Source organism: Tardiphaga sp. 839_C3_N1_4, from assembly GCF_051811045.1.
GTDB lineage: Bacteria > Pseudomonadota > Alphaproteobacteria > Rhizobiales > Xanthobacteraceae > Tardiphaga.
Genome location: NZ_JBPWQD010000001.1, coordinates 3,918,827 through 3,941,403, shown reverse-complemented (window position 1 = coordinate 3,941,403; position 22,577 = coordinate 3,918,827). Strand labels below are relative to the sequence as shown.

Sequence of the window (22,577 nt, the reverse complement as noted above, 5' to 3'; positions counted from 1 at the left end):
CATTTCCGGCCATGGTCTGCCGCCAACACCCTATTGAGGACTCCCCATGACCGACGCATCGTCTCCCTCCATCCGCTTCAATGATGGCGCGTCCTATGAGCGGATGATGGGCGTCTGGAGCCGCAGCGCCGGCGAGGTCTTTCTGGATTGGGTGGCGCCAAAGCCGGGTCTTGCCTGGGTCGATGTCGGCTGCGGCAACGGCGCCTTCACGCAGCTGATCGCCGAGCGCCATGCGCCGTCGGTGATCGATGGTATCGATCCCTCGGAGCCGCAGCTTGCCTATGCGCGGACGCGGCCGGGCGCCGCGATGGCGGCGTTTCATCTGGGCGATGCGATGGCGCTGCCGTTTCCTGATCGAAGCTTCGATGTCGCCGTCATGGCGCTTGTGATCTTCTTCGTGCCGGAGCCGTCGAAGGGCGTGGCGGAGATGGTGCGTGTCGTGTCACCCGGCGGCACGGTCGCCGCCTATGCCTGGGATATGGATGGCGGCGGCTTTCCGCTGCAGCCGATCCTTGGTGAATTGCTGAAGATGGGCCAGATGCCGTCGCTTCCGCCGAGCGTGGACGCATCGCGCCTCGACGTGATGCAGTCGCTGTGGACCTCTGCCGGTTTGGTGGACGTCGAAACCCGCGTGATCGATGTCACCAGGGAATTCACCGATTTCGACGACTTCTGGTCGGCCTCGTCCGCAGGGCCATCGGTGAAGGCAGCTCTGACGGTGATGACGCCGGAGGAGATTGTGCAGCTCAAATCGCGCGTCCGGACGGGACTTTCGGAGGATGCAACCGGCCGTATCACCTGCAGTGCCCGCGCCAATGCCATCAAGGGGCGGGTGCCGGGCTGAGGCAGAGCATCCTCTGGCCTCCATAGCGCCAATCGCTGGGATTTTGCCGGTAATATTTCCTCAACTTGAAAGGGTATATAAGTAACGCAATAACCAAGGCGGGCGCAAATGCTGGCGTGGTTGGGTTTTCTATGGTGGTGGAAATGTACCGTAGAGGATGAACCTGTGTCCGTCGAAAAATTCCTCAAGCAGCGGGCCGTCAACGTTGTCGTCAGCGGGCAATATACGCTGTCGAACTGGCTGGATTCCGCAGGCAATCCGCGCAGCTTTGCCTGCCGGACCAGCCGCGTCTCGCCGTTCCGGATGATTGTCGATGTGCCGGTGGTCGGTCGTATTGGCGATCGCATCACGCCCTATTTCGGCGATTTCGGCCATCTCGAAGGCCGCATCAGCGACACCATCTCCGGCAGCTTCCTGCTCGAACTCAACATGACGCCGCCGATGCGTCAGAAGCTCTCGGACAAGCTGACCTGGCTGGAGAAATTCCAGAAAGACCCCACGGTGCGCGAAGAGCGCAAGCAGGCGCGCCTCATTCCCGCGAGCCCGCATTCCATGCTGACCTTCGCCGACGGCAGCATGAAAAGCTGCTTCGTCATCGACATGTCGGTGTCCGGCGCTGCAGTCTCCGCCGACGTGCAGCCGGAGGTCGGAACGCCGCTCGCCGTCGGCGCCTGCGTCGGCCGGGTAGTGCGCCATCTCCAGGGCGGATTCGCAGTGAAATTCGTCGAGCAGCAGAACCGCGAACAGCTCGAACGCCGGATTATCCGCGCACCGGCGGCACCGCCACCGCGCGCAACGCCGTTCGCGGCGCAGATGGATTCGATGTACGAGGAAGTGGACTAACGAACGTCGGCGCGCTTCGGAGCTCGACAGCTACTTCCGCACGCAGATCACGCGCACCATCGCCGCCCTGGCATCGGTCGAGCTGCTATTCGCGCTCACCCCATTCGCTTTCACGAAATTCAGTACGAGTTCCGCGGGCACCAGAGCCGCCTGTGGCGCTGCATTCGGCGGGCCGGCTACGAGCAGTGGCTTCAACTGCGCAAGGCCCGCGAATTTGCCGTCGCTGTCGATGGCGGCCGCGCCGGAGAAGCCGAGCCCCGGTGCGGGTGACAGCGCCAGTTCGCTTCCGGTGCCGACCGCTGTGGTGGTTGCCTTCACGCTGGTGACGGCCGCGCCGCCGCCCTGGTTTTGCGGATCGGCAATCCCCACGAGATCGAGATTGGGTTTCGCTGCGCCTGCGCCGAGCGACAGCGGCTTCAGCTCGCGCGCGCCATAGATGCGCAGCAGAGCGAGATCGCGCACTTTATCTTCGGCGATTTTGTCGGCGTTGCCATAACCGGCGACGACAATGGACATGCAGCCATCGATCGCCTGACGGTCGGTGACGATGGCGCCGTCGTCGCTCACCACGATCCCCGACGCATATTCAACCTTCTTGCGCGGCGGCGGGCCCATCGCCTGTGCGCCGGCCGGGAATGCATTGAAGGCTGACGACATCGCAATCACCACCGGCTCCATCGTGCCTTCGGTGGCCTGATCGTAGAAGATCGAGAGAATGCGGACTTCGGAATCCTTGAACTGGCCGCGGATGTAGAATTTCTTCTGGTTCTGCAGGCCGGACAGTACGAAGAAATCCGGCTTGACGACCTGATAGTCGATCTTGCGGCCTGGCTCCTTGCGTTCGGCTTCGGCGAGCTTTGCAGTGGACGGTGCGTCTTCCTTGCGGCGCGCCAGCGTGATCTGGATCGTGCCGGTGGAGGACGACCACTTGCTGCCGTTCACGTCGGAGACCTGCTGCGGCACCAGCTTGCCGGGAATGCCGAGCCGCGCGCCGGTCACCATGTCGGTGACCATTTTCCAGCCGACATTGTCCTGAAGTTTCTTTGCTGCCGCGCGCAGCACATCGCGCTCCTGCGGGTTCAGCACGCCGGTTTGCTTGGCGCCATTGTCCTTCTGGAACGTCTTGATCGCATTGACCATGCGATCCGAGACCTCGCCAGTGATGGCGCCGTTATATTGCCCGGTCCATGCCAGATCCGACTGGATCCCCAGCCGCTCGGCCTGCGCCATGGCATTGGCGGTGTCGGCGGGGGTCTGCAGCGCCGGACGGATCGGCGTCGTGGTGACGGGTTTGGGTTTGACGCCCTGCACCGCGGGAGGCGTTGCCTGCACCTGTGCGTGAGCCGCTGAGGCCGTCACGATCATCAATGTTGCTGAAAGCATCGATCTCATGACATGTCCGGTCTTGAAGCTGGTGATTGATTTCGGTGGAATTAAGCACATCTCGTGGGTCGGTGACAGCGGGAGCAAGGTTCAGGCGCCTCCACGTCATTGCGAGCGGAGCGAAGCAATCCAGTCTCCGCTTGTGGCTTCTGGATTGCGGCGTCGCTTCGCTCCTCGCAATGACGGGGGGAGGGCGTCGATGAACAGGGACGTAACGAAACAATGCTGAATGCCGACGAGCTCGAGCGCTATGCGCGTCACATCGTGTTGCGCGAGGTCGGCGGTCCCGGCCAGACCGCGCTGCAGGGCGCGAAAGTGCTTGTGATCGGCGCCGGCGGGCTCGGCGCACCGGCGCTGATGTATCTGGCGGCCGCGGGCATCGGCACGCTCGGTGTGGTCGATGACGACACGGTGTCGCTGTCGAACCTGCAGCGGCAGGTCATTCACGCAACGCCGGATATCGGCGCGTTGAAGACCGACAGCGCCGCGGCAAAGATCCATGCGCTCAATCCGCATGTCAGATTTATCTGCCATGCCGTCAGGCTCGATGCAGCGAATGCGATGGCGCTGTTGTCGGGCTACGACATCGTGCTCGATGGTTCCGACAATTTCACCACGCGCTATCTGCTGTCGGATGCCTGCTATCTCGCAAAGAAGCCGTTGATCTCCGCGGCGCTCGGCACTTTCGATGCGTCGCTGACCACGATCCGCGCGCATGAGACTAATGCCGCAGGTGTGTTGAACCCGACCTATCGCTGCCTGTTTCCCGAAGCGCCGCCGCCGGGCACTGTGCCGAGCTGTCAGGAAGCCGGCGTCATGGGCGCGCTGGCCGGTATGGTTGGCTCGATGATGGCGCTGGAAGCGATCCGCGAGATCGTGGGCTTTGGTGAAGGGCTGGTCGGGCGTCTGCTGATGATCGACGCCCGCAACATGCGCTTCGAGACGCTGCGTTACGGGCGCGATCCGGCGAATCCGCTGAACGGGGATGCGCCGAGCATCAGGGATTTGAGCGCGTATCTGTGAGCTGATCTTCTCCCTCCCCACCGCGCTTCGCTTGGGGGAGGGAAACCGTTGGCTGCTCAGCGCATCATGCCCTCGGCACTCACGCCCGCTTCTTTTCACTGTCCATATGCGCCAGATGCTCGTCCGGATAACGGCCGCCGGCTGCCGCATCGGCCGGGATCGCCTCCGCCAGCGCCTTGAGATGTGCGGGCGTGAGTTTCACATGCAGTGCACCCAGCGCTTCAGTGAGCCGATCCCGTCGGCGGGCACCGACCACGGGCAGGATATCCTGGCCCTGCGCGGCGACCCAGGCGATCGCGACCTGTGCGACCGAGGCACCGATGTCGTCGGCGACAGCGCGGATTTTTTCAACCAGAGCCAGATTCTGATCGATATTCGCGGCGCTGAAGCGTGGGCTGTGGCTGCGATAGTCCTTCGCGTTCATGCTGTCTTTGGCGAAATGGCCGCCGATCAGGCCGCGCGACAGCACACCGTAAGCCGTGATGCCGATGCCAAGTTCGCGGCAGGTCGGCAGGATGTCATCCTCGATACCGCGTGAGATCAGTGAATATTCGATCTGCAGGTCGGTGATGGGATGCACCTTGTTGGCACGGCGGATGGTCTCGGAGCCGACTTCGGACAGGCCGATATGTTTGACATAGCCGGCCTTGATCAGGTCGGCGATGGCGCCGACGGTGTCCTCGATGGGCACATTGGGGTCCAGCCGCGCGGGGCGGTAGATGTCGATGACCTCGACGCCGAGCCGCACCAGCGAATAGGCCACGAAATTCTTGATCGCTATCGGGCGGTTGTCGAAGCCCATGAAGGCACCGGCGGGATCGCGCATGCCGCCGAATTTGACCGAAAGCTGCAGGTTGTCGCGGTTGCGGCCGCGCAAGGCTTCGGCGATCAGGAGTTCGTTGTGGCCCATGGCGTAGAAGTCACCGGTGTCGATCAGGGTGACGCCGGCCTCCAGCGCGGCGTGGATGGTGGCAATGCTTTCGCCTCGGTCGGCCGGGCCGTAGACATCCGACATGCCCATGCAGCCGAGGCCGAGCGCGCCCACTGTGGGGCCAGTCTTTCCGAGTTGAAGGTGGTTCATGGTGGTTCTCCCAGAAGGCGGCCGGACCGATCCTTTGCCGCTGCCGCCCCGATATGAGCCCGCTCCATTGATCCGATAAGCTGGACAATCCCGAAAGGCTTGTTCACTCTGTCGAACAATGAGCGATCTCGATCTGCGCGATCTGGCGGCCTTTCTGGCCGTGGCCAGGACCCGGAATTTTCGGCGGGCTGCGGTAGAGACCCATGTCTCGGTGTCCAGCCTGAGCCAGCGGCTGCGCGATATGGAAGAGCGGCTTGGCGTTCGTTTGCTGCATCGCACAACGCGCAGTGTTGCGCTCACCGAAGCCGGAGAATTGCTGCAGCGCAAAATCGTTCCGGCTATGGGCGATGTCCATGCTGCGCTGCAGCAAGTTCGCGATTTCGGTGATGTGCCGTCTGGCCGCCTCAGGATCAACGGTCCGGCACCAGCCATCGATATCGTCGTGGCGCCGATGGTCACGCCATTTCTGCAGCAATACCCGCAGGTTGAGCTTGAGATCGTTGCCGAGACGTCATTGATCGACATCGTCGCCAAGGGCTTCGACGCCGGAATTCGCTATGGCGAGGATCTGGCGCAGGACATGATCGCAGTCTCACTGGGGCCGCCGCAACGCTTCGTGATGGTGGCTTCTTCGCAATATATTGCGCAGCATGGACGACCTACTGCACCGCAGCAATTGCTGCAGCATTGCTGCATCAGAACGCGTTTCGACAACGGTTCTATCCCGGAATGGGAGTTCGAAAAGGACGGCCAGGTGGTCAGGATCCCGCCGCGGGGGCCGCTGCTGGCGAGTTATTCCCGGCTCGGGCTGGAAGCGGCCCGGGACGGACTTGGCTTTTACGCGGTGTTTGAGGGCTATGTGCGGGACGACCTCGCGACCGGGAGGTTGGTCAGCGTGCTGGAGGACTGGCTGCCTCCATTCCCGGGGCCGTTCCTGTATTATCCAAGCCGCCGGCAGCCGCCGCCGGCTTTGGCGGCCTTCGTAAGTTTTGTGGCGGAGTGGCGCAAACGGGAGCGGCGGGCTGCGGCCCCGGAGAACCCCCGCGGATCAGAGCGGCAGGGGGATCGCTGAGGCGGTCTCGCGGGTCTGCCAGAAGGTCAGCACGCGCTGTGCCGTGGCGGGCACCAGGCGTTCGAAATTCTGCCGGGCTTCCTCGACATCGGCGGCGGCAGGCGAACGGCCGGGGCCGAGACGCAGCGTCATCAGGGCGCGGACGGTGGCCCAGGAAATTCCGATCGATTTGCCGAGGATCAGCATCGGATCGTCGCGGTCACCTTTGAGGAGCTGGTCGATGGTCCCGATCCGCACGCCCGACAGAGCGGCGAGGGCGGCGGCGGTTTCCTCATATTGATGGGCGCGGGCAAAACGCAACAAAGCGCCTTCGTCCAGCTCGTCGGCCTGGTGGAGCTTGCGAATGGCACGCTGCGCGGTGGCGAAGTCGCGGGTGACGGCCAGATGCGTCGGTGTACCGGTGATGTCCTGCATCGCGCGGTTGATCGCGTTGCGCAGTTGGGGGGCGGCGGCGTCGAACAGCCGACGGCGAACCACCTCGACCGACTGCGCCAGCAGGTGTTTGAGCTGTTCCGGCGCGAGATCGTCGCGCTGCCCGACCGTGACGGCGAGGGCGCCATCATCGCTGGCGCGGCGAATGAGGCCGGTATAACCGAGCTGCGAGAAAGCGGCGCCGGCATTGCCGGCCACGCGGCGGATCACGTCGCGGTCGCCACGGCGCACGATCACGTCGGTAATGCGCGGTGTCAGCGTCGAGCGATCGGAGATCGCCAGCAGATGCGACTGGCCCTGGGCCTTGGCGATGTCGACCAGTGTCGGTTCGTCGATCAAGGGCGAGCGGCGCAACAGCGGTCCGGCGATCAGGATTTCGTCATCGCGGACGAGCAAGGCCACCAGTTGCGGCGGTGCGTTGACGAGATCGGACAGCCGTTCGGCCAGTTCGGTGCGTGCTTCGACCTCGGTCTGCGGAACCAGACTCGTCAGAACGCCGTCGAACAGATCGACATGGGCCGGTTGAAAACGGGATGCGCCCCTCAGGAAAAGCTCGGAAATCTTACGCACCGCCTCGCCGCGCCGCTTGGGATCGCCATCTCTGACGATGTTCTCCAGCCCGGGAATGAGCGATTTCGCCTCAGCCATCAAAAAATACTCAACACCACCATACGGAAAGGCTGGGGCACCCTAGATGGGGTTGATGAAGGAACGGTTAGTCCGCAGGATTGGGCTACCGCGGGTTGCAGAAATATTGCGGGGCAGCCACTGTGGCCTTGCCGGGGCGCCGGAAAAGGGCTATATCGCCCACAACTTATTAGGTTCTCATACGATCGCGTTTGAGAGTGGGCCCCTCGGGACCCGCTCTTTTTTATTACCTGAACGGACCTTGGCCGATAATCCGGCGGGGCTCGCCGGGTCCAAAAGGGCCGAAAGCCCGACGCGATACACTTCTGCAGGCTGCACGCGCATTCAGACATCCTCCAACCGGAATACTTCGATCCTGGACATGACCGACCAAGACCCAGAAGCCGTTGATACCGAGCTGCTTTCCGAGCCGCGCCTGGTGATCGAGCCGGGTGCTGCGGCGCGGGTATCGGCCGTCGCCACGCCCGTGCTTGAAAACCTCGGTTACCGGCTGGTGCGGATCAAAATTTCCGGCGAGCTCGGCTGCACCGTGCAGATCATGGCCGAGCGGCCGGATGGCACCATGCTGGTCGAGGACTGCGAGGCGATCTCACACGCGCTGTCGCCGGTGATGGACGTCGCCGATCCGATCCAGCGCGCCTATCGCCTCGAAATTTCCTCGCCCGGCATCGATCGTCCACTGGTCCGACGCTCCGATTTCGAGCGCTATCATGGCTATCTGGTTAAGATCGAGACGGCTGTCGCCGTCGGCGGCCGCAAACGTTTCCGCGGTCTGCTCGGCGCCATCGAAGGCGACGTCGTACTCATTGACCGCGAAGGCGCCCGCGACGGCGAGGACCCCATCACGCGGTTGCCGCTGGAAGACATCTCCAATGCCAGTCTGGTACTGACCGACGAGCTGATCGCCGAGTCCATGCGCCGCGGCAAGCACGCCGAGCTTGATCTCAAGCGGGAGCTCGGTCTCGCGCCGCCGCCGGCACCGCATGCCAAGCGCAGCGATCCCAAGAAGAGCTTTGCGCCGAAGCCGAAACTCAAGGTCGCGAAAGCTACCAAGAAGCCTTTGCCGAAGAATACCAAAGAACATCGTCTGGCCGCCGACCGTGCGCGCCGAGGCGAAATCGATCCCATCGAAGGAGAATGAGCTATGGCCGCTGTCAGCGCCAATAAACTCGAACTGCTGCAGATCGCCGACGCCGTCGCGCGCGAGAAATCGATCGACCGCAACATCGTCATCCAGGCGATGGAAGAGGCGATCGCGAAAGCGGCCCGTGCCCGTTACGGCTCCGAAACCGACGTGCATGCCGAGATTCATCCCAAGACCGGCCAGCTCTCTCTGACCCGCCACATGCTGGTGGTCGAGGACGTCGAGAATTCGTCTTTCCAGACCTCGCTGTTTGACGCGCAGCGCGCCAATCCGGGTGCGCAGATCGGCGACACCATCGCCGACACGCTGCCGCCGCTGGAATACGGCCGTATCGCCGCGCAGTCCGCCAAGCAGGTCATCGTGCAGAAGGTGCGCGAAGCCGAGCGTGACCGGCAGTACCAGGAATTCAAGGATCGCATCGGCGAGATCGTCAACGGCATCGTCAAGCGCGTCGAATACGGTTCGGTGATCGTCGATCTTGGCCGCAGCGAAGCCATCGTGCGCCGCGACGAGATGCTGCCGCGCGAAGTGTTCCGCAACGGCGACCGCGTTCGCGCCTATGTGTTCGACGTGCGCCGCGAGACCCGCGGTCCGCAGATCTTCCTGTCGCGCACCCATCCGCAGTTCATGGCCAAGCTGTTCGCGCAAGAAGTGCCTGAAATCTATGACGGTATCGTCGAGATCAAGGCCGTGGCCCGCGATCCTGGTTCGCGTGCCAAGATCGGCGTGATCTCGCGCGACTCGTCGGTGGATCCGGTCGGCGCCTGCGTCGGTATGCGTGGTTCCCGCGTGCAGGCCGTGGTCAACGAGCTGCAGGGCGAAAAGATCGACATCATTCCGTGGTCGCCGGATATCGCCACTTTCGTGGTGAACGCGCTGGCCCCGGCAGAAGTCTCGAAAGTCGTGATCGATGAAGATCGTGAGCGCATCGAGGTTGTCGTTCCCGACACGAATAACCAGCTATCCCTTGCGATCGGTCGTCGCGGCCAGAATGTGCGCCTGGCTTCGCAGCTGACCGGCTGGGATATCGACATCCTGACCGAGCAGGAAGAATCCGAACGTCGCCAGGCCGATTTCGAAAATTCCACACGCGTCTTCATGGAAGCGCTGAACGTCGACGAAGTGGTCGGTCAGCTGCTCGCGTCGGAAGGTTTCACCTCGGTAGAAGAACTTTCGATGGTCGATGCCAAGGAACTGTCGGGCATCGAGGGCTTCGACGACGAAACAGCGGCCGAATTGCAGAGCCGTGCACGTGAATACCTCGAGCAGCTCGAAGCTGAACTCGAAGGCAAACGTAAGGAACTGGGTGTGGAAGACGCTTTGAAGGACGTTCCGGGCGTGACCCTCAAGATGATGGTCAAGTTCGGCGAAAACGACATCAAGACCGTCGAGGATCTTGCCGGCTGCGCCACTGACGATCTGGTGGGCTGGACCGAACGCAAGGAAGGCTCCGAGCCGACCAAGCACCCGGGCATTCTCGATGCCAGCGAAGTTTCGCGCGAAGACGCCGAGCATCTGATCATGCAGGCCCGCGTCGTGGCCGGCTGGATCACCCAGGCCGATCTCGACAAGGGTGCGCCGCTCGACGCCACCGAAGAAGCGTAAGGACAATGCCACGCGCATGCTCGCCATTGCTGACCAAGCAGATCTGGACAACGGCCCCCGGAGCACCAAGCCCGGGACCGAGCGGATGTGCGTGGTCACGCGGAGCGTGCGCCCGATCGATGATCTGATCCGGTTCGTCGTCGCGCCCACGGGCGAGGCGATTCCGGACCTGAAGCGCAAGCTTCCAGGCCGCGGCCTCTGGGTCACGGCCTCCCGCAAGGCGGTGGCCGAGGCGGCAAAGCGCAATCTTTTTGCCAAGGGCTTCAAGAAAGCGGTCAAGGCGTCGCCGACCCTGGCCGACGACACCGACAAGCTCATGGTGCGCGGTGTCATCGAGGCGCTGGCCATGACCGCCAAGGCGGGTCAGGTGGTTTCCGGCTTCACCAAGGTTGAGGATGCCCTGCGCCGCGGAACGGTCGGTGTTCTGCTCCACGCCTCCAACGGCGCCCCCGACGGAATCCGCAAACTGGACAGCGTTGCCCGGCAACGCGTGGAATTTGACGCGGAATCCGGCGACAACGCGCCGAAATTGCCGATCATTACGGTTTTGAGCTCCGATGAATTGGATTTGGCATTGGGGCGGTCAAATGTGATACATGCTGCCGTGCTTACGGGCCCGGCGGGCAAAACGTTCCTGTCGCGCAGCCAGACTCTGGTCCAATACCGGCTGGCTGACGACGACATCAACGCAAGCGCCAAAGCTTCGCTGACAACTGCTGCGCCGGAGACGGAGCCGCTGACGCCAACGATCTCGCTGATCGAAACTTCGACGACTGTGCGACCGCGCACAACGCAACAAGATTAGGACTGCTGAATGGTTGATACGAAAACGCCTGGTGACAAGACTCTGAGCGTTCCCAGCAAGACCTTGACGCTCAAGCCGCGCGTCGAGCAGGGCACTGTGCGCCAGAGCTTCAGCCATGGCCGCACCAAGCAGGTGGTCGTTGAGAAGCGCGGCAAGCGCCGCATGCCCGGCGATGCGCCGGCTGCTGCGCCCTCCGCCGCGCCGGCAACTGCTGCTCCCGCACCTGTCGAGACTGCTGCACCGGCTCCCGTTGCTGCTGCGCCAGCTGCTCCCGCTGCAACTGCTGCGCCCGCGGCGCCGGTTGCGCGCGCTGCTGCGCCTGCACCGGCCGCACCGGCTTCCCGCACTGCGGCGCCTTCTCCGGCAGGACGCAGCTCTGCTCCGCCTCCCGCAGCGCCGCCGTCGCGCGCGCCGCAGCGCCCGCAGCCTCCGGCCCGTTCGGGTTCGGGCGTCGTGCTCCGCACCCTGACCGAAGAAGAGCGCAATGCCCGCGCCAGCGCGCTGGCCGATGCCCGCGTGCGCGAGCAGGAAGAGCGTCGCCTCGCCGAGATCGAGGCAGCTCGCCGCAACACCAAGGAATTCAAGGAACAGGAAGAGCGTGAAGCTGCCGAAGCCCGTCGCAAGGCCGAGGAAGAGCGTCACCGCCAGGAAGAAGAAACCAAGCGCCGCGCTGAAGTCGAGGCCAAGCGCCGTCAGGCTGAAGCCGATGCGAAGGCCGCCAAGCCGGCCACGACGACGGCCCGTCCCGGCGCCACATCAACGACGCCTGCGCGTGCGCCCGGCGTCGCCGCCGACGGCACCGACGAGGATGAAGGTCCACGCGTCATTCGCCGTGGTCCCGGCGGCGCCGCGCGCCCCGTGATCGCGCCGAAGCCCACTGCCAAGCCCGGTCCGCAGAAGGAGCGCGGCCGTCTCACCGTCGTCACCGCGCTGTCGGCCGGCGACGTGCGCGAGCGTTCGATCGCCTCGTTCCGTCGCCGCACCCAGCGTCTGAAGGGTCATCAGTCGAACGAGCCGAAGGAAAAGCTGGTTCGTGAAGTCACGATCCCGGAAGCGATCACGATTCAGGAACTCGCCAACCGTATGGCTGAGCGTGCCGTGGACGTGATTCGCCTGCTGATGAAGCAGGGCGCGATCCACAAGATCAACGACGTCATCGACGCCGACACCGCGCAGCTGGTGGCCGAAGAAATGGGCCACACCGTCAAGCGTGTTGCCGAGTCGGACGTTGAAGAAGGTCTGTTCGACAAGGTCGACGATTCCACCGATACCGAGCCGCGTTCGCCGGTCGTGACCGTCATGGGCCACGTCGACCACGGCAAGACCTCGCTGCTCGACGCGCTGCGCCATGCCAATGTGGTGTCCGGCGAAGCTGGTGGCATTACCCAGCATATCGGCGCTTATCAGGTCACGTCGCCCGAGAGCGGCAAGAAGATCACCTTCATCGATACGCCAGGCCACGCTGCGTTCACCGCGATGCGTGCCCGCGGCGCCAAGGTCACGGATATCGTCATCCTTGTGGTGGCGGCCGATGACGGCGTCATGCCGCAGACCATCGAAGCCATCAACCACGCCAAGGCAGCCGGCGTGCCGATGATCGTGGCGATTAACAAGATCGACAAGCCCGATGCCAAGGCGGAGCGCGTGCGCACCGAACTGCTGCAGCATGACGTGCAGGTCGAATCCTTTGGCGGCGACGTGGTCGACGTCGAAGTGTCGGCGAAGAACAAGACCAACCTCGACAAGCTCCTGGAAATGATCGCGCTGCAGGCCGATATTCTCGACCTGAAGACCAATTCGGAGCGTCCGGCGGAAGGTACCGTGATCGAAGCCAAGCTCGATCGTGGTCGTGGTCCGGTGGCGACCGTGCTGGTTCAGCGCGGCACCCTGAAGGTTGGCGACATCATCGTGGCCGGTGCCGAAATGGGCCGTGTCCGCGCGCTGATCTCCGATCAGGGTGAGACGTTGACCGCGGCAGGTCCGTCGGTGCCGGTCGAAGTGCTCGGTTTCAACGGTCCGCCGGAAGCTGGCGATCGTATGGCCGTGGTCGAGAACGAAGCCCGCGCCCGTGAAATCACCGGCTACCGTGCCCATCAGAAGCGCGAGAAGTCCGCTGCCTCCACCAACGGCATGCGCGGTTCGCTCGAGCAGATGATGAGCCAGCTGAAGACCTCGGGTCGCAAGGACTTCCCGCTGATCATCAAGGCCGACGTGCAGGGTTCGCTCGAAGCCATTCTCGGCTCGCTCGAGAAGCTCGGCACCGATGAAGTCGCAGCGCGCATCCTGCATGCGGGTGTCGGCGGCATTTCGGAATCGGACGTCACGCTGGCGGAAGGCTTCAACGCCGCCATCATCGGCTTCTCGGTTCGTGCCAACAAGGAAGCCGCCGCTGCTGCCAAGCGCAACGGCATCGAAATCCGCTACTACAACATCATCTACGATCTCGTGGATGACGTGAAGAAAGCCATGTCCGGTCTGCTCGCGCCCACACTGCGCGAAACCATGCTGGGCAATGCGCAGATCCTCGAAGTGTTCAACATCTCGAAGGTCGGCAAGGTTGCGGGTTGCCGCGTCACCGACGGAACCGTGGAACGCGGCGCGAATGTGCGCCTGATCCGCGACAACGTCGTGGTGCACGAAGGCAAGCTGTCGACACTGAAGCGCTTCAAGGACGAAGTGAAGGAAGTGGCGTCAGGCCAGGAATGCGGCATGGCGTTCGAGAACTACGGCGATATGCGCGCCGGCGACGTGATCGAGTGTTACCGCGTGGAGACCATCCAGCGCTCGCTGTAAGTCCAAATCTTACAGAGAGACCGGATTTAAACGAGACGTCATGCCCGGCCTGCGCGAAGCGAGCTTCGCTAGATGGCCGGGCATCCACGTCTTTGAATTTCAAAAGAGCAGTCGTGGATGGCCGGGACAAACCCGGCCATGACGAATTTTGTTTTCGTAGGGAAACCGATGCCCAAGCATCACCAGAAGTCCGCGGCGCCGGGCGGTTCGCAGCGTCAATTGCGCGTTGGCGAGCTGATGCGCCACGCGATTGCCGATATCCTGTCGCAGGGTGGGGTCCACGATCCCGTTCTGCAGACCACCATCATCACCGTGCCCGAGGTGAAGATGTCGCCCGATCTGAAGCTCGCCACCGTCTATGTGATGCCGCTCGGCGGCCAGAACACCGAACCGGTGCTGAAGGCGCTCGCGGCGAACAAGAGCTTCCTGCGAACCGAGGTCGCGTATCGCGTGAACCTCAAATACGCCCCCGATCTTCGCTTCCGCATCGATGAGCGCTTCGACGAAGCCGAGCGCATCGACAAACTCCTGCGCACGCCTGCCGTTGCGCGCGACCTCAAACCAGACTCGGACGAAAACGAATGACTGTGACGACCCCAGCCGCCGCCCTCGATTCACGCCTCGACGAAGCAGGCAATGGCGAGTCCACCCTGTCTCCGGCCGTGCTGCACGGCGACCACGGTCAGCAAGGTGACCGCGGCGGCAATGACCAGCGTCAGCATCAGGGCCATCGCGGCAATAACGATCCCCGCCATCAGGGCGGCAAGCAGCGTCAGCAGGGCCAGGTCCGGCGCGACAAGCGCGACGTTCATGGCTGGGTGATCCTCGACAAGCCGATCGGCATGACCTCGACCCAGGCGGTCGCGATCGCCAAGCGCCTGTTCCAGGCCAAGCGCGCCGGCCATGCTGGTACCCTCGATCCGTTGGCGTCCGGCGGTCTGCCGATCGCGCTCGGCGAAGCCACCAAGACGGTTCCGTTCGTGATGGACGGCCGCAAGCGCTATCGCTTCACGGTCGCCTGGGGCGAGGAACGCGATACCGACGACACCGAGGGCCGCGCGACCTTCACCAGCCCGAATAGGCCAACGGCCGACCAGATCCGGGCGCTGCTGCCGCAATTTACCGGCAATATCGAACAGACCCCGCCGCAATACTCGGCAATCAAGATCCAGGGTGAACGCGCCTATGATCTCGCCCGCGACGGCGAGGTGGTGCCGCTGGTTCCCCGACCGGTTGTGATTCACGAATTAGTCCTGACAGAACAGCCAGATAGCGACCACGCCGTGTTCGAGGCCGAGTGCGGCAAGGGCACGTACGTGCGCGCACTGGCCCGCGATATCGGCCGTTTGCTCGGCTGCTACGGCCATATCAGTGCGCTGCGGCGTACCCTGGTCGGACCTTTCGCCGAGGCCGACATGATTCCGCTGGAACAGTTGGAGGCTTTGTGCGATAGAGCCGCGTCTGGCGAGGGTAGCCTCGCCGACGCGCTACTGCCCGTTGAGACCGCGCTGGACGACATCCCGGCACTGGCCGTCACACGGGCGGATGCGGCAAGGCTCCATCGGGGCCAGGCCGTTTTGTTGCGCGGACGGGATGCGCCCGATTGTAGCGGCACAGTTTATGTCACGGTGGCAGGGCGGTTATTGGCCCTCGCTGAAGTTGGCAATGGCGAACTCATCCCCAAGCGCGTGTTTAACCTGACCGGACTGACCGCCAGTTCGGCCCGCAAAGAAAGTAACTGACGATGTCGATTACCGCAGAACGCAAAGCGGAAGTCATCAAGACCAATGCCAACAAGACCGGCGACACTGGTTCGCCGGAAGTCCAGGTTGCGATCCTCTCCGAGCGCATTGCCAACCTGACCGGACACTTCAAGACCCACACCAAGGACAACCATTCCCGCCGTGGTCTTTTGAAGCTTGTCTCCACGCGTCGTTCGCTGCTTGACTACATCAAGCGCAAGGACGAGGCGCGCTACAAGGCGCTGCTCGAGAAGCACAACATTCGCCGCTAAGCGAAATCACGCGCGCAAAAACCCTTTGCGCGCGTTTTTTGTAGCGGAAGCCATGTGCGGCTTTCGCGATAACGTTCAGAAGCAATCCGGCAACTGGACGATGACGGGCAAGGTGCCCGTCGCGCGGCGCGATCCTCCAAAGATCCCCGCGACCATCGGAAGGATGGACGCCATTCAGAATACCAGAGCCATGGCAGGATCGCCGGACGCTGATTTCGCTGTAACGCGGTCAGCCTCTTGCCGTCTTGCGCATGGCTTTTGTGTTTTGGACTTCAGTGTTTTTGGCCGTCACGTCCTCCGTGAACCCATGAAAGAAACCTAAGATGTTTAATGTTCACTCCGTCGAGATCGATTGGGGCGGTCGTCCGCTCAAGCTGGAAACCGGCAAGGTTGCCCGTCAGGCTGACGGCGCCGTCATCGCCACCTATGGCGAGACCGTCGTTATCGCCACCGTCGTCGCCGCGAAGACTGCCAAGGATGGCATCGACTTCCTGCCGCTGACCGTCGATTACATCGAGAAGACCTACGCAGCCGGCCGCATTCCCGGCGGCTACTTCAAGCGCGAAGGTCGTCCGACCGAGAAGGAGACGCTGGTCTCCCGCCTGATCGATCGTCCGATCCGCCCGCTGTTCGTCGATGGCTGGCGCAACGAAACCCAGATCGTCGTCACCGTGCTGTCGCACGACATGGAAAACGATCCGGACATTCTCGCGCTGGTCGCCACCTCGGCTGCCCTGACGATTTCCGGCGCCCCGTTCCAGGGCCCGATCGGTGCAGCCCGCGTCGGCTTTATCAACGATGAATACGTCCTCAACCCGACCCTCGACGAGATGGCCGACACCAATCTCGACCTCGTCGTCGCCGGCACCGGCGATGCCGTGCTGATGGTGGAATCGGAAGCCAAGGAGCTCAACGAAGACGTGATGCTCGGCGCCGTGATGTTCGGTCACCGCCACTTCCAGCCGGTCATCAAGGCGATCATCGAACTCGCCGAGAAGGCCGCCAAGGAGCCGCGCGAGGTCAAGACCATCGATGACAGCGAAATCGAGAAGGAAATGCTCGGTCTCGTCGAAACCGAGCTGCGCGCTGCCTATGCGATCCCTGTGAAGCAGGACCGCTACGCGGCCGTCGGCGTCGTCAAGGCGAAGGCGATGGCGCATTACTTCCCGGAAGGTCAGGAGCCGAAATACGACAAGCTCCGCATCGCCGGCGTGTTCAAGGAACTGGAATCGAAGATCGTTCGCTGGAACATCCTCGACACCAAGAAGCGTATCGACGGCCGCGACCTGACGACGGTTCGTCCGATCGTCGCCGAAGTCGGCGTGCTGCCGCGCGCCCACGGTTCGGCGCTGTTCACCCGCGGCGAAACCCAGGCGCTGGTCGTGACCACGCTCGGCACCGGCGAAGACGAGCAGTACATCGACTCGCTGTCGGGAACGTACAAAGAAACGTTCCTGCTGCACTACAACTTCCCTCCCTACTCGGTCGGCGAGACCGGTCGTATGGGCGGCACCAAGCGTCGCGAAATCGGCCACGGCAAGCTCGCCTGGCGCGCGATCCATCCGGTTCTGCCGGGTCACCACGAATTCCCGTACACCGTCCGCGTGGTGTCGGAAATCACCGAGTCCAACGGCTCGTCGTCGATGGCATCGGTTTGCGGTGCTTCGCTGGCACTGATGGATGCGGGCGTTCCGATGAAGCGTCCGACGGCGGGTATCGCCATGGGCCTGATCCTCGAAGGCGCACGCTACGCGGTTCTGTCGGACATCCTGGGTGATGAAGATCACCTCGGCGACATGGACTTCAAGGTGGCTGGTACCGATACCGGCATCACCTCGCTGCAGATGGACATCAAGATCGCCGGTATCACCGAAGAGATCATGAAGGTCGCTCTGGGCCAGGCCAAGGAAGGCCGCATTCACATTCTCGGTGAGATGTCGAAGGCGCTCAACAACGCCCGTGCCGAGCTCGGCGAATACGCGCCGCGTATCGAGACCTTCAAGATCGCCACCGACAAGATCCGTGAAGTGATCGGCACCGGCGGCAAGGTGATCCGTGAGATCGTCGAAAAGACCGGCGCCAAGGTCAACATCGAAGACGACGGCACCGTGAAGGTGGCCTCAAGCGATGGTGAGTCGATCAAGGCTGCGATCAAGTGGATCAAGTCGATCGCTTCGGATCCGGAGCTCAACGCGATCTATGAAGGCACCGTGGTCAAGGTCATGGAGTTCGGTGCATTCGTGAACTTCTTCGGCGCCAAGGACGGTCTGGTTCACATCAGCCAGCTGGCCGGCGGCCGCGTGCAGAAGACCTCCGATGTCGTCAAGGAAGGCGACAAGGTCAAGGTCAAGCTGCTCGGCTTCGACGATCGCGGCAAGACGCGTCTGTCGATGAAGGCTGTCGATCAGGAGACCGGCGAAGATCTCGAAGCCAAGCAGAAGGCCGCCGAAGGCGCGACTGCAGCGGAGTAATTTTCGCTCACGCGAAATGAGTTGCGAAAGGGCGGCCGAAAGGCCGCCCTTTTTGTTTGTGGCGATGTTTTGCGAGGACGCCAACGTATCCCTCCCCACTGCGTGTGGGTTTGTTGCGCTTGGGGGGAAAGAGGAACACGTCTCTCCGACACGTGATGTGCTATGCCCCGCTGCGTCACAATGCCCGCATATGAAACTGGCAGTGATGCGTTGCGTATCTGTCCGAACGAACCCGCAAATTCCTCAGGGAGAAGCCCCATGACGACCTCCGCATCGATGTCTCGACGCCATCTCATGCTCGCTGCGACCGGCATCGCTGCCGCGGTTGTCGCGCCCCGTCTTGCTTTCGCCCAAGCGGCTGCGCCGGCCACCCCCGCTGCCGGCAATGCGCCCTTCATCCTGCCGCCGCTGACCTATCCGGTCACGGCATTTGAGCCGCATATCGATGCCAAGACGATGGAGATCCATCACGACAAGCATCACGCCGCCTATGTTGCCAACATGAACAATTTTGCCAAGGACACCCCCGTGATCGGCGAGAAGCCGCTGGTCGAGGTACTTGGCAATCTCAACAGCGTGCCTGATGCGATCCGCACCGGCGTGCGCAACAATCTCGGCGGCCATGCCAACCACACCATGTTCTGGCAGATCATGGGCCCGAACGGCGGCAAGCCGGAAGGCGATGTGCTCGCGGCGATCGATCGCGACCTCGGCGGCCTCGAGAAATTCCAGACCGATTTCAATGCCGCCGGCGGCCGTCAGTTCGGCTCTGGCTGGGTGTTCGTGATCGTCGACAAGGACGGCAAGCTGTCGATCGAGACGCGCCCGAATCAGGACAATCCGATCATGGACGGCAAGCGCGCGCTGATGGGCAACGACGTCTGGGAGCACGCTTATTATCTGACCTACCAGAACCGTCGCGCTGATTATCTCAAGGCGTGGTGGAATACGGTCAATTGGACCAAGGTCGGCGAGCGCTATGCGGCGGCAAAGGCCGGCACGCTGGCGGTGTAGTTTCCTTCTCCCCGCTTGCGGGGAGAAGGTGTCTCGAACGCGCAAAGCGCGTTCGAGACGGATGAGGGGGAGTCTCCGCGAGTTCGGAATAAATGGAGAGTGCCCCTCACCCGACTTCCACGCGCTGTGCGCGTTCCAGTCGACCTCTCCCCGCAGGCGGGGAGAGGTTAGAAGTTACTTCCTCACATCGCCTTCGTCCGCAGCGCTCTCCGCGAGGGTCGCCGGCTCGATGCTGTAACGCTTGATCAGCGGCATCTGCGCCACCGCGAAGACCATGGTCAGCGGGATGACGCCGAACGCCTTGAAGGCCACCCAGAAATCGGTGCTCTGGGTGCGCCAGATCGCTTCGTTCAGAAGCGCCATCGCGAAGAAGAACAGCGCCCAGCGCTTCGTCAGCGCGCGCCAGCCTTCGTGCGTGAGATTGAACATCTGGTCGAACATGATGGCGATGAAGGAGCGGCCGAACAACAGGCCGCCGCCGAGGATCGCTGCGAACAGGCCATAGATGATGGTCGGCTTGACCTTGATGAAGGTCTCGTCATGCAGCACCAGCGTCAGCGTACCGAACACCAGCACGATGACAGCGGTGACCAGCGCCATGATCGGCACATGCTTGACCACGACGTAAGACGCGATCATCGCCGCGACGATCGCCACCATGAAGGCGCCGGTGGCGACGAACAGGTTGAATTTTGCATTGGCGACGAAGAATACGATCAGCGGGCCGAGTTCGGTGGCGAGCTTGAACAGCGGATGCGGCTGGTTTTTGGCAAGTACGTCAGTCATCAGCTTTCAATTCCTGCAATCGCTTGCGCGAAGTCCTTGGCGGTGAACGGCGCGAGATCGTCGATGCCTTCGCCAACGCCGATGAAATGCACCGGCAGTTTATACCTTTCCGACAGTGCCACGAGGATGCCGCCGCGCGCGGTGCCATCGAGCTTGGTCATCACAAGGCCGGTGACGCCAGCCGTACGATGAAACGCTTCGACTTGCGACAGCGCGTTTTGTCCCACTGTGGCATCGAGGACCAGCAGCACCGCATGCGGCGCGGTGGCATCGACCTTCTTGATCACGCGCACAACCTTTTCGAGTTCGACCATCAGCTCGGTCTTGTTCTGCAGCCGGCCGGCGGTGTCGATCAGCAGCACGTCGCGATTGTCGTCGCGCGCCGCGGTGACGGCGGTGAAGGCGAGGCTCGCGGAATCCGAACCCTGCGCGCCGGCGATGACTGGCACCTTGTTGCGTTCGCCCCAGACTTTCAGCTGCTCGATGGCTGCCGCGCGAAACGTATCGCCGGCGGCCAGCATCACCTTGCGGCCTTCGGCAGAGAAAGTGGACGCCAGCTTGCCGATGGTGGTGGTCTTGCCGGAACCGTTGACGCCGACCACGAGGATCACGAACGGCTTGTGGGCGGTGTCGATCACCAGCGGCTTCGCCACCGCCGAGAGCACCTTTTCGACCTCCGTGGCTACGACGGTTTTGACCTCGTCGGCCGAGATCGCCTTGTCGTAGCGGCCATGGCCGACGGCGGCGGAAATCCGCGCTGCCACTTCGGTACCCAGGTCGGCGCGCAGCAGCACATCCTCGATATCCTCGAGCATGGCGCGGTCGAGCTTGCGCTTGGTCACGAGGTCGGCGACCGCGGTGCCAAGGGCGCTCGAGGTGCGCTTCAGCCCGCCGGAGAGCCGTCGCCACCAGCTCAGTTTTGGCGTTTCGGGAGTGTCGCTCATGTCGGGGGTGTGTTAGCCGTTTCGCGCCATGATTCAAAGTATGACCAGTGAAAGTGACGAAGACGTAAGCCTGGAGGCCGAGCCCCGGCTGGAACCCCGCACCGATGCAGTGGAGCTGACCGAGGCCGAGATTCTGGCGCGGGTGCTGCACCGTGACGGGTTGATGCTGGTGATCGACAAGCCGGCCGGCCTGCCGGTGCATCGCGGCCCCAAGGGCGGCGCCAATCTGGAAACCTCGTTCGAATTCTTGCGCTATGGCCTGCCGCGCGCACCCGTTCTGGCGCATCGGCTGGACCGCGACACGTCGGGCTGCCTGGTGCTGGGGCGGCATCGCAAGGCGACCGCGTCGCTCGGTCTGCTGTTCAAGCACGGCCGTATCCGAAAGACCTATTGGGCGGTCGTCGAGGGCGGGCCTGCCGAAGATTCCGGCGTGATCGACATGCCGCTCGGGCGGCTCAATGCCGATCGGGGCTGGTGGATGAAGCCGGATCCCGAGGGACTCAAGGCCGTTTCGAATTTCACCGTGCTCGGCCGCGGCGGCGGCATAAGCTGGCTGGCGCTGGAGCCGGTGACGGGGCGCACGCATCAGCTCCGTGTGCATTGTGCATCATCGGGATTTCCGATTGTCGGCGATAATATCTATGGCAACGGGCCCAGATTCGGCGAGCCGACGCTGCATCTGCATGCCCGCGAGATCGTGATTCCGATCTCGCGTAACAAGGACCCGATCCGTGTCGTCGCGCCGGCCCCGCCGCATCTGCATGAGCGGCTCAAAGCGTGCGGCTGGAACGGGGAGTAGGGCTTACGCGACCGAAGCGAACAGCTTCGGATCGAACGTGCCTTCATATTCAAACGCGGCCGGCCCCGTCATCAGCACGTGGTCGTCGCTCTCGCGCCATTCGATGGTGAGTTCACCGCCGGGCAGCGTCATATGCACAGTTCGATTGGTCCGGCGCAGGCGAGCGGCGGCAACAGCGGTTGCGCAAGCCGCGGAGCCACAAGCCTTGGTCAGGCCGGCGCCGCGCTCCCAGGTACGCATCACGATGTGATCGCGATCGACGATATGGGCCAGCGTGATATTGGCGCGGTCCGGGAAGATCGGGTGGTTTTCCAGCAGCGGGCCGAACTTTTCGAGATCATAGGCCTGGATGTTGTCCACCCAGAAGATCGCATGAGGGTTGCCCATCGAGACGACTGACGGGGTGTGCAGGATCGGCGCGTCGATCGGGCCGATCTGCAACTCGATGCCGCGGGTGTCACGGAATTCCTCGGCCAGCGGAATGTCCTGCCAGCCGAACTTCGGTGTGCCCATGTCCACCGTGTAAAGGTCCGGCGCGGGGCCTTGCCAGCAATTGATCAGGCCAGCCCTGGTCTCGAATGTGAGCGCCGTCTTGTCGCCGCCGGCAAAAATCTGGCGCGCCACGCAACGCATGCCGTTGCCGCAGGCGCCGGCTTCGGAGCCGTCATTGTTGTAGATTGAGACGAAGGCGTCGGTGCCGGCCAGCCGGGGCTTCTGCAGCACCATCAACTGGTCATAGGGTACGCCTTCGGGGGTGGCCACGGCGCGGGCGTCGGCAGGCGTAATACCGGATGCCGTATCGCGCAGGTCGATCACGACGATCTCGTTGCCGATGCCGTTCATCTTAGCGAAGGAATGGTTGGCCAGTGCGCTCAT

At 63.0% G+C, this 22,577-nt stretch carries 20 protein-coding genes; 14 read left to right on the top strand and 6 right to left on the bottom strand.

The features are described from left to right. The first annotated feature begins 46 nt into the window (after positions 1–46). On the top strand, positions 47–844 hold the full coding sequence (locus AB8A38_RS18820) for a class I SAM-dependent methyltransferase (RefSeq protein ID WP_439087029.1): 798 nt from the start codon (positions 47–49) through the stop codon (positions 842–844). 165 nt (positions 845–1,009) lie between these two features. Continuing rightward, complete coding sequence (locus AB8A38_RS18815) at positions 1,010–1,687, top strand: PilZ domain-containing protein (RefSeq protein WP_439087028.1); 678 nt, start codon at positions 1,010–1,012, stop codon at positions 1,685–1,687. Positions 1,688–1,717: 30 nt separating this feature from the next. On the opposite strand, the gene AB8A38_RS18810 is transcribed toward AB8A38_RS18815, so the two are convergent. Beyond that, the gene (locus AB8A38_RS18810) at positions 1,718–3,079 is read right to left on the bottom strand and encodes a peptidoglycan-binding protein (RefSeq protein WP_439087027.1); all 1,362 of its coding nucleotides are present in this window, start codon (positions 3,077–3,079) and stop codon (positions 1,718–1,720) included. A gap of 213 nt (positions 3,080–3,292) precedes the next feature. On the opposite strand from AB8A38_RS18810, the gene AB8A38_RS18805 reads away from it, so the two are divergent. Beyond that, complete coding sequence (locus AB8A38_RS18805) at positions 3,293–4,093, top strand: HesA/MoeB/ThiF family protein (protein ID WP_439087026.1); 801 nt, start codon at positions 3,293–3,295, stop codon at positions 4,091–4,093. A 79-nt stretch (positions 4,094–4,172) separates the two neighbouring features. On the opposite strand, the gene AB8A38_RS18800 is transcribed toward AB8A38_RS18805, so the two are convergent. After that, positions 4,173–5,174, bottom strand: coding sequence for an aldo/keto reductase (locus AB8A38_RS18800; protein ID WP_439087025.1), 1,002 nt, complete (start codon positions 5,172–5,174; stop codon positions 4,173–4,175). Between the two features lie 118 nt (positions 5,175–5,292). Here AB8A38_RS18800 and AB8A38_RS18795 point away from each other — a divergent pair, with 118 nt between their 5' ends. Then, positions 5,293–6,246 carry a LysR family transcriptional regulator gene (locus AB8A38_RS18795; RefSeq protein ID WP_439087024.1) on the top strand — a complete coding sequence of 318 codons (954 nt, stop codon included), beginning with the start codon at positions 5,293–5,295 and terminating at the stop codon, positions 6,244–6,246. Here AB8A38_RS18795 and AB8A38_RS18790 read toward each other — a convergent pair. Further along, positions 6,223–7,326: a DUF2336 domain-containing protein gene (locus tag AB8A38_RS18790; protein WP_089266433.1), complete on the bottom strand. Its 1,104-nt coding sequence runs from the start codon at positions 7,324–7,326 to the stop codon at positions 6,223–6,225. The genes AB8A38_RS18795 and AB8A38_RS18790 overlap by 24 nt on opposite strands. Positions 7,327–7,687: 361 nt before the next feature. Here AB8A38_RS18790 and rimP point away from each other — a divergent pair, with 361 nt between their 5' ends. From rimP to AB8A38_RS18745, 9 genes are all read left to right on the top strand, one after another. Continuing rightward, entirely contained in the window at positions 7,688–8,467 is a 780-nt protein-coding gene (gene rimP / locus AB8A38_RS18785; RefSeq protein WP_439087023.1) for a ribosome maturation factor RimP, read from the top strand. 3 nt (positions 8,468–8,470) lie between these two features. Beyond that, positions 8,471–10,075, top strand: coding sequence for a transcription termination factor NusA (gene nusA, locus AB8A38_RS18780; protein WP_315840027.1), 1,605 nt, complete (start codon positions 8,471–8,473; stop codon positions 10,073–10,075). Between the two features lie 16 nt (positions 10,076–10,091). Then, on the top strand, positions 10,092–10,880 hold the full coding sequence (locus AB8A38_RS18775; RefSeq protein ID WP_315840028.1) for an RNA-binding protein: 789 nt from the start codon (positions 10,092–10,094) through the stop codon (positions 10,878–10,880). Between the two features lie 9 nt (positions 10,881–10,889). Continuing rightward, positions 10,890–13,673, top strand: a complete 2,784-nt coding sequence (infB, locus tag AB8A38_RS18770; protein ID WP_315840029.1) for a translation initiation factor IF-2 — start codon at positions 10,890–10,892, stop codon at positions 13,671–13,673. A gap of 168 nt (positions 13,674–13,841) precedes the next feature. Next, entirely contained in the window at positions 13,842–14,258 is a 417-nt protein-coding gene (gene rbfA / locus AB8A38_RS18765) for a 30S ribosome-binding factor RbfA (RefSeq protein ID WP_068734171.1), read from the top strand. Positions 14,259–14,338: 80 nt separating this feature from the next. Beyond that, positions 14,339–15,415 carry a tRNA pseudouridine(55) synthase TruB gene (truB, locus tag AB8A38_RS18760; RefSeq protein ID WP_439088558.1) on the top strand — a complete coding sequence of 359 codons (1,077 nt, stop codon included), beginning with the start codon at positions 14,339–14,341 and terminating at the stop codon, positions 15,413–15,415. Positions 15,416–15,417: 2 nt separating this feature from the next. Next, on the top strand, positions 15,418–15,687 hold the full coding sequence (rpsO, locus tag AB8A38_RS18755) for a 30S ribosomal protein S15 (protein WP_068734145.1): 270 nt from the start codon (positions 15,418–15,420) through the stop codon (positions 15,685–15,687). Between the two features lie 323 nt (positions 15,688–16,010). After that, on the top strand, positions 16,011–18,158 hold the full coding sequence (gene pnp / locus AB8A38_RS18750) for a polyribonucleotide nucleotidyltransferase (protein ID WP_439087022.1): 2,148 nt from the start codon (positions 16,011–16,013) through the stop codon (positions 18,156–18,158). 258 nt (positions 18,159–18,416) lie between these two features. Next, positions 18,417–19,172 carry a superoxide dismutase gene (locus tag AB8A38_RS18745; RefSeq protein WP_315840031.1) on the top strand — a complete coding sequence of 252 codons (756 nt, stop codon included), beginning with the start codon at positions 18,417–18,419 and terminating at the stop codon, positions 19,170–19,172. A 174-nt stretch (positions 19,173–19,346) separates the two neighbouring features. Here the strand turns inward: AB8A38_RS18745 and AB8A38_RS18740 are convergent, their stop codons facing one another. Both AB8A38_RS18740 and ftsY read right to left on the bottom strand, forming a co-directional pair. Further along, the gene (locus AB8A38_RS18740; RefSeq protein WP_315840032.1) at positions 19,347–19,958 is read right to left on the bottom strand and encodes a septation protein A; all 612 of its coding nucleotides are present in this window, start codon (positions 19,956–19,958) and stop codon (positions 19,347–19,349) included. Next, on the bottom strand, positions 19,958–20,902 hold the full coding sequence (ftsY, locus tag AB8A38_RS18735) for a signal recognition particle-docking protein FtsY (RefSeq protein ID WP_439087021.1): 945 nt from the start codon (positions 20,900–20,902) through the stop codon (positions 19,958–19,960). The genes AB8A38_RS18740 and ftsY overlap by 1 nt, the downstream gene beginning before the upstream one ends. A gap of 163 nt (positions 20,903–21,065) precedes the next feature. Here ftsY and AB8A38_RS18730 point away from each other — a divergent pair, with 163 nt between their 5' ends. Then, positions 21,066–21,701: an RluA family pseudouridine synthase gene (locus AB8A38_RS18730; RefSeq protein ID WP_439088557.1), complete on the top strand. Its 636-nt coding sequence runs from the start codon at positions 21,066–21,068 to the stop codon at positions 21,699–21,701. Positions 21,702–21,704: 3 nt separating this feature from the next. Here the strand turns inward: AB8A38_RS18730 and dapF are convergent, their stop codons facing one another. Beyond that, positions 21,705–22,577, bottom strand: a complete 873-nt coding sequence (dapF, locus tag AB8A38_RS18725) for a diaminopimelate epimerase (protein ID WP_439087020.1) — start codon at positions 22,575–22,577, stop codon at positions 21,705–21,707.